The 15,824-nt window shown below is 40.1% G+C and carries 12 protein-coding genes; 4 read left to right on the forward strand and 8 right to left on the reverse strand.

Features of this window, described 5'->3' with window-relative positions; translation table 11 throughout:
* Positions 1–23 precede the first annotated feature (23 nt).
* The gene (locus tag G0029_RS12450; protein WP_180107872.1) at positions 24–2,144 is read right to left on the reverse strand and encodes a TonB-dependent receptor; all 2,121 of its coding nucleotides are present in this window, start codon (positions 2,142–2,144) and stop codon (positions 24–26) included.
* A gap of 423 nt (positions 2,145–2,567) precedes the next feature.
* The gene (omp38, locus tag G0029_RS12455) at positions 2,568–3,626 is read right to left on the reverse strand and encodes an outer membrane protein Omp38 (RefSeq protein ID WP_180107873.1); all 1,059 of its coding nucleotides are present in this window, start codon (positions 3,624–3,626) and stop codon (positions 2,568–2,570) included.
* A 378-nt stretch (positions 3,627–4,004) separates the two neighbouring features.
* Here omp38 and G0029_RS12460 point away from each other — a divergent pair, with 378 nt between their 5' ends.
* From G0029_RS12460 to G0029_RS12470, 3 genes are all read left to right on the forward strand, one after another.
* Positions 4,005–4,526, forward strand: a complete 522-nt coding sequence (locus tag G0029_RS12460; protein ID WP_180107874.1) for a GspH/FimT family pseudopilin — start codon at positions 4,005–4,007, stop codon at positions 4,524–4,526.
* A 113-nt stretch (positions 4,527–4,639) separates the two neighbouring features.
* Positions 4,640–5,815, forward strand: coding sequence for a thiolase family protein (locus G0029_RS12465; protein WP_180107875.1), 1,176 nt, complete (start codon positions 4,640–4,642; stop codon positions 5,813–5,815).
* Between the two features lie 205 nt (positions 5,816–6,020).
* Positions 6,021–6,470: a VOC family protein gene (locus G0029_RS12470; RefSeq protein ID WP_180107876.1), complete on the forward strand. Its 450-nt coding sequence runs from the start codon at positions 6,021–6,023 to the stop codon at positions 6,468–6,470.
* A 70-nt stretch (positions 6,471–6,540) separates the two neighbouring features.
* Here G0029_RS12470 and G0029_RS12475 read toward each other — a convergent pair whose 3' ends face one another.
* The 5 genes from G0029_RS12475 to G0029_RS12495 all read right to left on the reverse strand — a co-directional run bounded on the left by G0029_RS12475 (position 6,541) and on the right by G0029_RS12495 (position 14,080).
* On the reverse strand, positions 6,541–7,026 hold the full coding sequence (locus tag G0029_RS12475) for a DUF934 domain-containing protein (RefSeq protein WP_180107877.1): 486 nt from the start codon (positions 7,024–7,026) through the stop codon (positions 6,541–6,543).
* Positions 7,019–8,662 carry a nitrite/sulfite reductase gene (locus G0029_RS12480; RefSeq protein WP_078190090.1) on the reverse strand — a complete coding sequence of 548 codons (1,644 nt, stop codon included), beginning with the start codon at positions 8,660–8,662 and terminating at the stop codon, positions 7,019–7,021. The genes G0029_RS12475 and G0029_RS12480 overlap by 8 nt, the downstream gene beginning before the upstream one ends.
* 265 nt (positions 8,663–8,927) lie before the next feature.
* Entirely contained in the window at positions 8,928–11,333 is a 2,406-nt protein-coding gene (locus tag G0029_RS12485; protein ID WP_180107878.1) for a glucose/quinate/shikimate family membrane-bound PQQ-dependent dehydrogenase, read from the reverse strand.
* Between the two features lie 170 nt (positions 11,334–11,503).
* Positions 11,504–12,742 carry a carbohydrate porin gene (locus G0029_RS12490; protein WP_227591925.1) on the reverse strand — a complete coding sequence of 413 codons (1,239 nt, stop codon included), beginning with the start codon at positions 12,740–12,742 and terminating at the stop codon, positions 11,504–11,506.
* Between the two features lie 216 nt (positions 12,743–12,958).
* Entirely contained in the window at positions 12,959–14,080 is a 1,122-nt protein-coding gene (locus tag G0029_RS12495) for a CaiB/BaiF CoA transferase family protein (protein ID WP_180110241.1), read from the reverse strand.
* 210 nt (positions 14,081–14,290) lie between these two features.
* On the opposite strand from G0029_RS12495, the gene G0029_RS12500 reads away from it, so the two are divergent.
* Positions 14,291–15,301, forward strand: a complete 1,011-nt coding sequence (locus tag G0029_RS12500; protein ID WP_180107881.1) for an AraC family transcriptional regulator — start codon at positions 14,291–14,293, stop codon at positions 15,299–15,301.
* A 50-nt stretch (positions 15,302–15,351) separates the two neighbouring features.
* Here the strand turns inward: G0029_RS12500 and G0029_RS12505 are convergent, their stop codons facing one another.
* Positions 15,352–15,759, reverse strand: a complete 408-nt coding sequence (locus G0029_RS12505; protein WP_194087870.1) for a hypothetical protein — start codon at positions 15,757–15,759, stop codon at positions 15,352–15,354.
* Between the last annotated feature and the right edge of the window lie 65 nt (positions 15,760–15,824).

Below are 15,824 nucleotides of genomic sequence, written 5' to 3' on the forward strand. Positions count from 1 at the left end.
TATATTAAAAAAACAAATCTAACTTAGAAATCAAAAGTCACACCAACTTTATAGGTACGGTCTGCACCAATCGTGGCAAAGTTTTCATTAAATACACCCTCCCAATATTTCTTATCGGTCACATTGTCAACATTTGCCATAAATGTTGTATATACACCACCTAAATTTGTTTTATAACGTGCACCTAAATCCACTGTCGTAAAATCAGGTAATTGTAAGGTATTTGCTGAATCAACATATTGTTCACCCACATAGTTTACTCGACCATTCACAGATAAACCGTCGAGTAAAGGTAAGGCATAATCCAAACCAATTGTCGCTGTAAGATCTGGCATACCTAGAAGCTCATTGCCTTTATTGCCTAATGCTTTGGTATATTCCGTATCAAGATAAGCCATGTTACCTAATATCGTTAAACCATCACGAACTTGTCCTGAGAAACTCCATTCAATGCCTCGAGCACGTGTTTCTGCACCATCAGTAGTCGCCCCATCAATTACCATAGTGTCAGGCTTTTTAATCTCATACAAAGCAAGTGTATTTAACCATGATCCATTTTGGTATTTAGCACCCACTTCATATTGTTCGGTTTTAAAAGGTGCAAAAGTTTTTCCAAAATTCAGATCACTTTCATCTGTAACGGTTTTACCTTGACTCAAACCCTCTACATAATTGGCATATAAAGAAAGATTTTCACCAAAAGGTTTAACTACAAGACCTAAACTAGGTGACCAAGCATTTTCTTCATAACGCCAATCAGCACTATTTTTACGTTGTGAACTAAAATTCTTCAAATCCATATCTTGGTAACGTAAACCGAGAATAAATTGAAGTTTGTCTTGAAGTAATGAAATTTGATCACTCAAAGTATAACTTGCAAACGTATTGTCATTTAATGGCATGACACTTGGTGCGACCGCCATCAATCCATTTTGACCGGGGTTATATAAGTTAGTTGAATATCCACTGGATGTAGCAGGGTTATGCTGATCTGTCTGAATATTAAGATAATCTGCTCGAAGACCTAATTTGTGTGAAACAATACCCGTATTAAATTTATAATCACCGCCAATATTTGCGGATGTATTTTTAAAGTGCGCGTATTGACCATAAGTCTGTGTAGTCGCATCACCTTGTTCATTATTCAGAACCATACGTGTGCCAAATACAAAGCCTTTATATTTTTTATCTGCATAACCGGCACCAGCAAAGATATTTGCATTCGGTGTTAATGCATATTTCGCTTTTAAACCAACAAACTTACTATCTATTTGAGTATCTGAATCATTAAAATAATTTAATCCACCTTCCGGTGCCGCAATCACTTTTTTAATCTTTGCAAACGAAACCATGGCAGGTGAACCATTTTCACGATCTTCATGTATTGCATAGGCATCAAAATTTACTTGTAATTGATCTGTAGTATAGTCTGCAGCAATTGAACCCAGTGCTTTAGTATCTTCTTCTCCATCAATATTACGTTTACCTTGGCCATAGACTAAATTCGTGCGAACACCAATTTTTTTTTGTTCACCGAAACGGCGTGAAACATCAAGATGACTTTGGTAATAACCTTCATCTTCCAGAGTAGAAGTCAGTCTAGTTAAATCTTCATGTGCACGTTTAGGCGTAATATTAATCACACCACCAATCCCTCCATTAGGTGCCATCCCAGCGACCAAGGCATTTGGCCCCTTCAAGACCATTACAGCCTCTAAGGTTTCTGTGGGTACACGACTGACCGGTGCCATTCCGTATAAACCATCTAAAGCAATTTCATCACCATGTACACCAAATCCACGAATTTGGAAATTTTCATATAAATGCCCCTGATTCGTGGTCATACGAATACTCGCATCATTTTTTAAAACTTGTGCTACAGTTGACGCTTGCTGTTCTTCAATTAACTTTTTACTATATGCAGCAACGCTAAATGGCGTATCAACAATTTTTTTATTTCCCAGTGCACCAAGGTCTGTCTGCGCTTTCAATTTTCCATTTGCAAGCTGCTTTTCAGCTGGTACCTCAACTTCAATCGTTTCAAGCACGGTTCGCTCTGCTGCATTTACTACTGCAGATGTGCCCACCCCTAAGATCGCGATTGAAATCGCACGGACTAAATGAGTTTTTGGAAAATTGATCATTGTTGAACGCTTAATTTGTTTGAATAAGAATCATTATTATATTTAGAATAATTCTTAACTACATTATGAATCTCGATGATAATATTTTTTTAATGAAAAATATAAATATTCATTTTTTATAAATTGTAGATAAGACAAATGTAAATAATTGTTTATTATTAATTTTATAAAAAAAATAAATACAATCTCTGTATGTTCAATTAAAGCTCTCAGGTAAACAAATGATTAATTAACATACAAATAATTTGAATTTTTACATGCTATATTGCCTTTGAATAGATGTATCCATTTACATCCTACGATTATTCAAAAGTTAATAAGGCATTTTGGTTAGTGCCTGTTAGCCAAATTTAAGTCCCTTTTTTAAATTAAAAAAAAGCGACTCAAAAGAGCCGCTTTTTTCTAACCGAAGTTAAACTCAAATTATTGAGCTTGACCAGGTTGAGCCACTACAGTACGGCTACCAGAAATCGTAGCGAATACGCGACGGTTCATAGCACGGCCTTCTTTAGTGTTGTTGTCAGCGATCGGTTGATCCCACGCGAAACCTTGAGTAGATAAACGAGCTGGGTCAACGTTGTATTCGTTAACAAGTGAAGATTTAACAGAGTTAGCACGAGCTAGTGATAAACGTTCGTTTAGAGCACGTGGACCAGTGTTGTCTGTGTGACCTTCGATTTTAGCTGTAGCATTAGGGTATTCGCCTAATTTTTCAGCTACTTTAGCGATTTCAGGTTTGTATTGATCTTTGATGTTTGATTTGTTTGTATCAAAGAACACACGAAGTTCCATGTTAAGATCTTCAGTCAACTCTTGAGGAGCTGGAGCAACTGGAGCAACTGGAGTTACAGGAGCAACTTCAACTACAGGAGCAGCAGGTTTCAAGTGACCACCAAGAACTACGTTAAGACCAGCTAAAGCTGTGTAGTTCCAGAAATCTTCATCGATGTTGTAAGTAGCACGAGCTTCAGTACGTAGAGATAAAGCATCGTTTAAGCGCCAGAAAGCACCTAAACCTGCATTACCCAAAGTACCTTCTTCAGTAGTACCACGAGCTTGTGCAGATGGAGCTAAACCACGAGCAGCAGCTTCGTCAAATTTGTATTTGTAGTGACCAGCACCCAACAATACATATGGCTTAACTTTGCTGTCATAGTTTTTAGTGATCAAATCAGAAGTAGCATAGAAGTTACCATTGATTTGAGTTTGTTTGTATTCGCCGAAATCAACGTCTACATCACCTTTCACTTGGTTATATTCAGCTTCGAAACCTAACCATGGAGTTAATTCAACACCAAGTGCTGCACCAACAAACAAGTCATCTTGTAGCTCAGGACTTTCAGTTAAGTTACCACGGCTGTTGTTGTGTTGAGAATCTTGGAAAGTGTAACCAAGCATTAATGGAGTAACAGTTACGCCTGCGTTTGCAGCTGCTAAAGGAGCAGCTACGAGCATTGCTAATGCAATACGACTCATTTTCATGGATTTATCCTCCAGAGATAACAATTGTTGTTCAAGCTCAAGCCGAAAAATTGGCTATCCTGAGATAGGCTTTCTTATACCCCAGTTTTTTTTTTAAGCTATTCACGCTGAATCATACAAACACTTTTTTCTTTTTCCAAGTGCTTGATTAATCTAATCAAGTAAATTATTGACAAAATTACTTACAATTTCCGTTGTAATTCGGTAAATTTTTACTCAATTTTGAGCAGTGAATCGCCTATTGTCACTTGCTATTTTCATTTTAACAGCTTTATCTAAAATTGAGTAATAAAATTCTATACTCAAAATTAATATCGCCATTAAAAACACATATAACATTAGACATATAAAAATAATATTAAATTTTGGATTAAATCAATGCTTTACAATAAAGAAACCGGCTTTACGTTATTTGAACTTTTGGTCTCAATTGCGATTATGGTCATTATCGTGACGATAGCTTTACCACATTTCAACAATTTAATGGCGCAGCGAGAAGCGAATAACATCAAATTGACTATTCAGAATCACAATGCTTTCGCACGGGCTCAGGCCACAATTTATCACTCCAATATTGTGATTTGTCCTAGTCTTGACTTTAAACTTTGCCAACCTAACAACTGGAACAGTGGACTGATCATATTTATTGACAGTAATAAAAACCGTCAAGTCGACGCAAATGAAAAAATATTGCTGCAAGATAAACTCAATTTAAAATATGGCGATCTGTCTTGGCGTGGGACTCTACACATTCCAAGTCTCACCTTTCAATCTAGCTCAGGTTTACCCAATGGTTCAAATGGCAGTTTCTACTACTGTTCGAAATCAACGCTTCAACCGATCCGAGCAGTCTTAAGTCGAATGGGACATATCCGATTTGAAAACCCAACCAGTTGCTAATTTGAGAACCGGTGAGTCCAAAGCAGCCTTTTAAATTTGCTTTATTCCTGTTCAATTTTACTTATACTGCTGACGTATTCAAAAATTAATGTATAAGAAAATGGAGATATGTAATGACTGATATCGTCATCGTGAATGGAGCCCGTACTGCAATGGGTGGTTTTCAAGGGAGTTTAGCCGATGTAACTGCACCAGAATTAGGCGCAGTTACGATTAAAGCAGCCATCGAACGCGCGGGTTTACAACCGATAGATGTTGAAGAAGTCATTATGGGTTGTGTGCTTCCGGCTGGCCTGAAACAAGGTCCTGCCCGTCAAGCGATGCGTCAGGCTGGTCTTCCAGATTCAACTGGTGCCGTAACCATCAATAAGCTGTGTGGTTCAGGTATGAAAGCTGTTATGCAAGCGGCGGATATGATCAAGGCAGGATCAGCTCAAGTCGTAGTTGCAGGTGGTATGGAATCAATGACCAATGCCCCTTATGTTTTGACCAAAGCACGAGCTGGCTACCGTATGGGCCACGGTGACGTTAAAGATCATATGTTCTTAGATGGCCTAGAAGATGCAGAAACGGGCCGACTCATGGGGTCTTTTGCGCAGGATATGGCAAACACAAAAGGCTATACACGTGAACAAATGGATGACTTCGCCATTCGCTCGCTTAAACGTGCTCAAACTGCAATTACTGAGGGTTATTTTGCTGACGAAATCGTGCCTGTCACTGTTTCGAGTCGTAAAGGCGATGTGATTATCGATAAAGATGAACAGCCTTTTAACGCTAATATCGAAAAAATTCCAACACTGCGCCCTGCTTTTGCTAAAGATGGAACCATTACCGCTGCCAATGCTAGTTCTATTTCTGATGGTGCATCTGCTTTAGTTTTAACATCAGCAGATCTAGCTTCAGCAAAGGGCTTAAATCCACTAGCGAAAATTGTGGCTTATGCATCAAATTCACAGCATCCTTCAGAATTTACTATTGCACCTGTAGGCGCAATTCAAAAAGTTCTAGATAAATCGGGTTGGAATGTTGCTGATGTCGATTTATGGGAAATTAATGAAGCTTTTGCCATGGTCACGATGTGCCCAATTGATGAATTTAAATTAGATGCTGAAAAAGTAAATATCAACGGGGGTGCTTGTGCGCTTGGACATCCAGTTGGTTCTACAGGTTCACGCATTATCCTAACGCTGATCCATGCATTAAAACGTACAGGCGGTAAACGTGGTATTGCAGCGCTGTGTATTGGCGGTGGTGAAGCGACTGCTGTGGCGATTGAATTGCTTTAATCCTCTGCTGACTCCCTTCACAAAGGTGATTTAGAGGGAATATTCTTTAATCCTCCCCTAACCCCTCCTTTAATAAAGGAGGGAGACTGAAAATCCCTCTGTAAGAGGGATTTTTTATGCTTACATTTTAGACATAAATTGTTCACATACAGGTCAGCCAAGGCTCTTAAAATAAATGTCGACATAATAATAATGGATGACCTTTATGCAGCTCAATCACTATTTGAATTTTCAAGGCAATACCGAAGCAGCCTTTAATTTTTATCGTTCTGTATTTGGTGGAGAATTCCTCAATGTGATGCGTTATGGCGATATGCCTGCCGAGGAAGGCATTTCACTATCCGATGCAGATCGGCAAAAGATTATGCATATTTCCCTGCCAATCAATGAATTTACCATGCTGATGGCCTCAGATGTCAACGAACAATTTTGTGCACAAACCAACCAAACCTTTACCGTAGGCAGCAATCATTATATTTCGATTAATTTAGAAAGCAGTGAACAAGCGGAAGCCAAACGATTGTTTGATGCATTGTCCAAAGGAGGCTCTATAGAAATGCCTCTCGAAAAGACCTTCTGGGACGCGCTGTATGGCGCATTTACCGATCAGTTTGGCATTAAATGGATGGTCAATTGCCAGCTTAAAAATGAATAATCACTCATTAAAAGTATTTCGATCAATAAAAAAGCCTCCGAACGGAGGCTTTTTTAATCAATCATGGCACTTAAGCACCTGTTTGATAATGCGCTTGCGGCACTGCCGTTGAAGCTTGATATGGATTGGTAAAATCATCTAAGCCAGCAGCAGCTTCAGCAATATCTTTACCTTCTTTCACCACAAAAGTATCGAAACCTGAACGCTTCATGTAGTTCAACACATCTTTGAATACATCACCTGTTGCACGTAGCTCGCCTTGAAAACCTTGGCGACGTAACAACGCAGCAAATGAATAACCACGACCATCGTTAAAGCCTGCAAACTCGATAAAGATTGCATCTAACTGGTCAAGCGGGAATTCATTGGTTTCAGGTGAAGCATCAACCGTTACGAAAAGTGCTTTTTTACCAGTTACATTCGCAAGTTGATCTAACTGCTCAACTGTTAAAACCACGTCACCTTGTGGCAACACACCATCTTCACCAATGACTTGGTAAGTATTGTCTGCAATCGAGCCATCTTTAGAGAGGACTTGTAGTGCTGTATTAAGCATATGCACGCTCCTTAAATGGTTGGATGCCAACACGGCGGTAAGTATCAATAAACTCTTCGCCTTCTGCACGAAGGTCTAGATAAGTATTTAAGATTTCTTCAATGATGTCTGGTACAACTTCGGCTGCAAATGATGGGCCTAAGATGTCACCAATCGATGCATCATGGTCGGCATTACCACCCAAAGTGATTTGATAGAACTCAGCACCCTTTTTATCTACACCTAAAATACCAATATTACCGACATGGTGGTGACCACACGCATTCATACAACCAGAGATGTTCAGATCCAATTTACCTAAATTGTAAATGGTATCTAAGTCATCAAAACGACGAGAGATCGCTTCAGAAATTGGAATCGATTTCGCATTTGCCAATGAACAGAAATCACCACCTGGGCAGCAAATGATGTCGGTTAAGAACCCAATATGCGCACGTGCAAGATTGTGTTGATCAAGGATTTTCCATAGATCAAACAAATCTTTTTGCGGTACATCCACAAGCGCAATGTTTTGCTCATGTGTGGTACGGAACTCACCAAAGGTATATTTGTCAGCCAAGTCAGCAATCAGGTTCATTTCTTCAACAGTCATATCGCCCGGTGCAATACCCGCACGTTTCAAAGAAATCGTAACGATGCGGTAACCTTTGACTTTATGTGCATTGGTGTTGATGTTGAACCATTGTTTAAATTTCGGCTCTGCGGCAAATTGCTCTGCAAAATCTTCATCCGCATAATCTTGGTAATCAAATGGTGTGAAGTTCTCATCCATTTTCGCCAAGGTATCAGCATCAATTTTTAAAGTTTTGATGGTATGTGCAAATTCAGCTTCCACTTTCTCTGCAAATACTTCTGGTGTTAATGCTTTCACCAAAATTTTGATACGTGCTTTATATTTGTTATCACGACGACCGTGTAAGTTGTATACACGAAGTACCGCTTCTAAATAAGCAATCAAATCTTCACGTGGCAAGAAGTCACGAATAAAGCTACCAATCACTGGTGTACGGCCTAAACCACCACCAACTTTGATTTTATAGCCAATCTCGCCTGCTTCATTTTTCACGATATACACACCGATATCATGGAAAGACGTTGCCGCACGATCAGTTTCTTCCAGTGCTGAAACTGCAATCTTGAACTTACGTGGCAAGAAAGCGAATTCTGGGTGGAAAGTTGACCATTGACGAATCAATTCACACGTTGGGCGTGGGTCAGCAATTTCACCCGCAACCACACCTGCATATTGGTCAGTAGTTGTGTTACGAATACAGTTACCCGAAGTTTGAATCGCATGCATTTGAACAGATGCGAGCTCTTGTAACATATCAGGCACATTTTCTAGTGCAGGCCAGTTAAACTGAATGTTTTGACGGGTAGATACGTGCGCATAACCACGGTCATAGTCCTGAGCCAATGACGCAATTTTACGTAATTGTTTAGAATTCATCAGGCCATAAGGTACTGCAATACGTAGCATCGGTGCATAACGCTGTACATAAAGGCCGTTTTGAAGACGCAGTGGACGGTATTCATCTTCCGTCAATTTACCTGCTAAATAACGTTCCGTTTGATCACGGAACTGTGCAACACGTTCATTAACCAGTTGCTGGTCAAAATCAGTATATAAATACATGGCGTACAGCTAGTAATTTCTATTATAACAATGCACAGCATAACGAGATTTTATCTATCAAGAAAATGCGTTTTTTACATATTTAATAGCGATTTTATTGATAAGACTGTCGCAATTTCACTGATATAGCGGATTCCGGTCATTTACTTTTTATTTATTAATATATTGAATTATTTCTCCATTACTTAGCATAAATTTACATAAAGAATTTAAGCCAATAAAAAGCCCGATAAATCGGGCTTTTTATTTAGCGATGTAAAATCACTTATTTTTTATCTGGTAACGCATACGCAACAAGGTAATCACCAAGTTTTGTACCAAATGAACCATGACCACCAGCCATGATCACAACATATTGTTTACCATTTGCTTCATAAGTCATTGGAGTCGCTTGACCACCTGCTGGTAGACGACCTTCCCACAAAGTATCACCATTCGTTACATTGATTGCACGGATATAGTTATCTTGTGTTGCGCCTACAAACATGACATTACCAGCAGTCGATATTGATCCACCAAGACCCGGTACACCAATTTTCACAGCAGGTAATTGGAACAATTTCGGTAAACTGTCTCGAATTGTACCAATACGTTTTTTCCAGACCACTTCATGTGTATTTAAATCTACACCTGCAGTAAAGCCCCATGAAGGTTGTTTACAAGGTAAGCCAAGTGGTGACAAGAAGGCTTTGATTTCCACACCATAAGGTACGCCATACATCGGTTGCACGCCTTGTTCAGTACCCGCACCTTTCGCAGTTTGCTCACGGTTTGGATCTGTAGGAATCAACTTAGTGACAAATGGCAAGCCAATTGGGTTCATCACAGCAACTTGACGGTCTTGGTTCACCGACATACCACCCCATTCAAATACCCCAAGGTTACCTGGGAATACCAATGTGCCATTTTCAGATGGTGGTGTATAAATACCGTCGTAGTTTAATGATTTGAAATACACACGACACATCAACTGGTCAAACATAGTGGCACCCCACATTTGTTTATCAGTCAATTTATCTTTTGGTGCTAAATCAAAATCAGAGAACGGTTGAGTTGCAGAATAATGCTCACCTTTAGTTTGTGGACCACGTTTTACAGTTTGTGGAACTGCTTTTTCGGTGATTGGCACAATCGCTTTACCGGTACGACGGTCAAGGACGAATGCATTACCTGTTTTGGTTAAGACATAGATCGCAGGAACAGTATTACCTGATTTATCTTTGATATCTGCCAATGAAGGTTGTGATGGTACATCCATATCCCACAAATCATGATGTGTGGTTTGGAAATTCCAAATTAATTTACCTGTTGATGCATTTAATGCCAACATTGAGTTTGCATAGCGTTCATCTAATGGCGTACGGTGACCACCAAAAATGTCTGGTGTGCCTACACCTGTTGGCACATAAACGATGTCAAGTTTTTCGTCATATGCTAAAGGTGCCCATGCATTCGGTGAGGCTACAGAGTATTTTTGACCTTCGCCTGGCATGGCATTTGGATCTTCCGCCCCTGTATCAAAGATCCACAATAATTCACCAGTATTAACATCATAACCACGGATGACACCAGATGGCTCTTTAGTCGAGAAGTTATCAGTTGTTGAACCGCCAATCACAATGGTTGTGCCAGTAACCACTGGAGGTGAAGTTGGGATATAACCGCCCGGATACGGATAAGGCATATCTTTTTGTAGATCGACTTCGCCATTATGACCAAAATCACTACATGCTTTACCTGTGTCAGCATTGACTGCAACCAATCGACCATCATTTACAGGCAAGATCACTTTGCGCGGACATTCAGTTGAAGTCGAGCGTTTGTTCTTTAAGCTTTTTGCAAACTGAGTGGTATTTGCTGCGTCAAAATAAGACACACCACGACATGTTAAATGTTGATAGGTATTGTCCGCTTTAAGTTTAGGATCGAATGCCCATTTTTGTTTACCTGTCGCAGGATCAAGTGCAATTAAACGTTGGTGAGTTGTACACATAAACATGTCATTGCCGACTTTAATCGGAGTGACTTGGTTTGTGGTTTCACCTGAGTCATTTTCTGTTGGTAACTCACCTGTACGGAAAGTCCACGCTACTTCTAAATCTTTAACGTTGTCGCTATTGATTTGGGTGAGTGGAGAATAACGTACACCACCTTGTGTACGACCATAGGCAGGCCAATCTTCAGGAGCAATACCCTCAATCGCTTTGGCTGTTTGAGGTTGTGCATTTTTAATTTCACCGTGAATTTCTTGCGGATCATTAAAAATTGAATAGATCATCACAATAATCGCAATCACCAGTGTGCCTGATAATGTAATTTTCGCAGTTTTGCCATTTTCCATACCGCGTGTCACGGCAGGAATCAGTAACCAAAGGCCCAATAAGCCTAAAATATCAAAACGCGGTGCAAGTGCCCAAAAGTCAGAACCTGCCTCCCAAAGTCCCCAAATCACTGTACCCAGCATCAACGCTGCATAAATGTATAAAGAACTGTTTTGAATTTTTCTTAAGTATATTGCTGAAGCCAGCATTAACAGGCCGGCGATAATGTAGTACCAAGAACCGCCAAGTACTGCCAGCCAGATACCACCAATCAATAGAACCAAGGCGAAAATTGCCATCACAACGACGGTAAATGTTCGCATCCCAGTTCCGGTAGATGGGTTGCTCATGTTGACCACCTCTATTGTCGAATGTTGTATTTGGTGCGTGAAACACATTCAACACACCACCGTTTTTATGTCGCAAAGAGAAGTTGTTACAAAAACAATTCAAGAGGAAATATCGTAATTTTTCTCAGAATTACCGAATTGCTTTTATAAGAACTCTAATTTGACATCAATTAAAATGCTGTTTGAAATTTGATACCGCCGACCCACGCATTCTCACCATTTTTGTAAGCACCGACGTGACGGATATATTGAATATTTGGACGAATAGTCAGCCAGTTTGCTGCATGAATACCGTAGTAAATTTCTGCGTCATACTCTTCACTTTGTAGACCGCGTGCATCAACGCTGTTATTGGCAATATTGGCATCATTCACATCATCATTAATGCTGATACGACCTAAACCAATCGCAATTTCATCCTGAGGACGTGCATCGAATGCACCTTTGTAGACCAAGCCAATGTTTTGCATATCACTCACATTGTTGGTGTCTGAGTCATGCACGGTGACATTCACAAAACCGCTTAAGCCACGTGAAGCATCGTCTTTGTGTGCTGTCAGTTGTTGTTTCGCCACAATCCAACCACCTTGATGGTGATCTTTTTCATTTACTGGGCTATCAATGACATCGGCATCAGCGGTACTGTAGTAGTAACCTGCACGGTATTCACCCGGTAGCTTTTGTGTCCCCACTTTTGGAGTCCACACTACTTCAGCAGGAATAATCGCACCTTTAGAACCATCAGTACTCAATTTCCAACCTTTACCACGTTTTAGATTTTCAGGGTTGTATTCATAAACCCCGACTTGTGCGTAGAGTTCAGGCTGAATGTTATATTTCACGCGAGCAGCCCATTGGCTGACTGGCCAGTTGTACCATTGGTCACCGACCCAGTTACCCACTTGTGAACCACAAAGTGCTAAGTTTTGAAAGTCACAGTCAAAGCTGTTGAAATCTTCACCTTCACCGAAACGACCGACTTTAATATCTAATTTTTGGTCTAAAAATTTTTTCTTGATCCAGAAATCAGTCAAACGCCAAGTTTGACCACGACCCCACACTTCTTGTGTTGCACTTAAATGACCATTTAATGCATCTGAAGTTTGAGACAATGAACGACCATTACGTTCAGTGATATTGATTTGTGCTTCGGTATCTTTCCAACCCGCAATTTTTTCTAAATCGAGATATGCCCCAATCGCGAATTGGTCCGCATATTCAGTGCCATGACTAGAAGCATGCTTTGCATCTAACAAAGTGGCTAATTCGCCACCATAACTAAAACTAAAATCGTAACCTTTCTGTTGAAGGGCTGTTCGTTGACCGTTCCAATCACCGAACATCCATGGGCTTTCAGAACTGAAAGCATCTGCAGTAGTTGCCGCTTGGGTTGCTGAACCTGCAAGCATTATTCCGAGGCTAAGATATAAAGATCCAAGTTTACTCACAGCTATTTTCATTTGGAGACCTATATACCAATTGTGTTAATAGTTTATATAATACTCTCACATTTGTATAATTTATTTATTTTTTTGTTAACAACTCTCAATATTTACATAGATGTTTATCTAATTAAGAGATTTTAAAGGTTTTATTGTTTAAATTATCACCTTTTTTTATACAATTCATAACCAATTATCCGCACCTAAAGTTTTACCCACATGGGTATAAATCAATGTTGATCTAGAAAATTTAATCGGACATGCCAGTTGAGTTTGTGTCATTGTGTCGCCTTCTTGTAGCGGAACTTCAACACGCCAATGCCGCTCTTGGGCCAATTGTGAATTTAGGGCTTCATCCAAACTTAAAACTGGTTCCACACAGACATCTTGAGAGGCAAAAATCATTTTCCACTCAGCCCATGTTTTGTTCAGTATCTTGCTGGCAATTGCATGCTTAATTTCAGTCTGATCCTGTGGATCAAATGACATGCCTTGCGTCGCTAAAGCGGGTAAATCGAGAATTTGCGCTAATCCATGTAAAAACTGTGGCTCCAAACCACCTATAGACAGATAACGACCATCTTGGGTTCGATAATAGTCATAGAAACTGCCGCCATTCAGATGTGCAGTTTCTGCGGCTGTTACAGCATTGGCAGCCAATACGCCAGCTGCAGCCATATTGTTCAATGCGACAGCGCAATCGGTCATGGAAATATCAATATATTGTCCTAAGCCGCTACGGTAACGCTCAATCACCGCAGCTAAGATGCCAGTAATCGCATGCATTGATCCGCCTGCCACATCGGCGATTTGAATCCCCATCGGTGGCGGGCCACTATCTTGGCGTCCGCTATGACCTGAAATGCCTGATAAAGCCAAGTAATTGATGTCATGCCCTGCGCGGTCTTTGTAATGTCCGGTTTGACCATAACCCGTAATCGAGCAATAAATAAGTCGCGAATTAATTTCGGCCAAAACTGCATAATCCAAACCCAAGCGTTGCATGACACCTGGACGAAATTGTTCTACCACAATATCAAAATCTGAAATTTTAGCTTTAATCAGTTCAATGCTTTTCGGGTCTTTTAAATCTAATGCGATGGATTGTTTATTGCGATTTAAATAACTATGCGCTGTGGCTTGCCCATTGGCATAAGGTGGCATCAAACGAACCAGATCGGGACGCGTCGGTGACTCAATATGCACAACTTCCGCACCCATATCAGCCAAATACAAGGTCGCAAATGGCCCTGGGAGTAATGTCGAAAAGTCGAGTACTTTCAATCCTTTTAAAGCAGCTTCCATGGATATTTTTCTCTAATTGTGTAGATTTTTTATCCATGGTAGAAATATAAAATGATTAAAACAATGTCATGTTCAGCCATTTACCTTGATAGTTTCGGCAATTTACCATGTAAAAATGGTAAAACCGCTGTTGTAAATTGCCATGATTTCTTTTTTTAGCGTCATTTAGGTCAAACATTTGTGAACATTAAAGAGACTGAAGGATTAAACATGAGTCGTGATACGATCAGTATCCATTTCGTCAACGCAGCCTTAACTGGTGTGAAACGTCTCGGCATGGATGTCGAAACTTTATTGTCTCATGTTGGCATTGAGGCTGAACTTCTACGCCAACCCAAAGCGCGTATTTCACCTGAACAATACACACGTTTTATTAAAATGTTGTGGATGGTGACTCAAGACGAACATGTCGGTTTTGATATTCAACCGCGCCGCTTGGGTACTTTTGCCATTATGTGCCAATTGATTATTCATGCAAAAACCCTCGGTGATGCACTCGAATTGTCTTCGCAGTTCTACAAACTGTTTGGTGATGAATGGTCGGTGACACTAGAACGTGATAAGCACGAAGCACGTTTAGTTCCTCAAATTCCGAAATCTATGGACCCAGACCATTTCATTACAGAAAGTATGCTGATGATTTGGCATGGTCTCGCTTCTTGGTTGATTGAACGTCGTCTGCCTTTAGAGCGTGTTCACTTCGGTTATAAACGTCCTGAACATGCTGACGAATATGATGCCTTGTTTTTTGCACCTGTCATGCAGTTTGATACACCACGAACTGAAATTACATTTGCAGCGGATTATTTAGATTTACCCATTCGTCAAAACGAAGAAACGCTTGAAGAATTCTTAAAAGCGGCTCCTGCACAGTTATTGGTTAAATTTAAAAATACCAATTCATTAACATCTCGTATCCGTGATGTGCTGAAGAGTCAAATTGGCGAAGAAATGCCAACCTTGAACGATGTTGCTTCAATGCTGTATCTATCGCCGCAAACACTACGTCGTCGTTTAGCCGCTGAAGGTAAGAGCTACCAAGGTGTGAAAGATGCCTTACGTCGAGATGCTGCAATTCACTTATTGCTTAATCCAGACTTAACGCTTGAAGATGTTGCACAGCAAGTCGGTTTTAGTGAAACCAGTACTTTCCACCGTGCCTTTAAAAAGTGGACCGGTGTAACACCAGGCCTATATCGCCAATTACATGGTTATCACTAAGCAATATTCAAAAATACCATTCTCTAAAACCTGATCTCGATCAGGTTTTTTTATTTCGGAAAATCTGCAAGTTGTTTTTGACAAAGCAATGGATCGACGGGCGTGATCACGCGTTTGCCATCCTGTATCCGATACATTTCTGCCTTGATCACATGATCATTTCGATCATACTCACAGGCTAAACCGCCCATCCCCTCATCTGAGGGATGAATGCCATAGATCATATAAACATAAAAACCGATCATGCATACAAAACCTAAGCAGCCTACTAGTACTAGCCAAGCCAGACCTTTCAACACTCGCTTCACATTTTTATGCATAAGCAGATCTTCAATTTGAACTAAATCGATAGCAACTAATCTTAACCGATCCTCGCTTTCAATATGCAGGTTGATTTTTATCTTATTCAGCAGCAAGCGTTGACCAAAAATATCAAACGACTCACCCGTTCTCATCATTGCACTGGCTTGATTAATCCGTACACTCAAAAAACCAATAAAAATTTATAGATCATAGGGACAGG

This window comes from Acinetobacter sp. YH12138, assembly GCF_015218525.1.
GTDB classification, from domain to species: domain Bacteria; phylum Pseudomonadota; class Gammaproteobacteria; order Pseudomonadales; family Moraxellaceae; genus Acinetobacter; species Acinetobacter amyesii.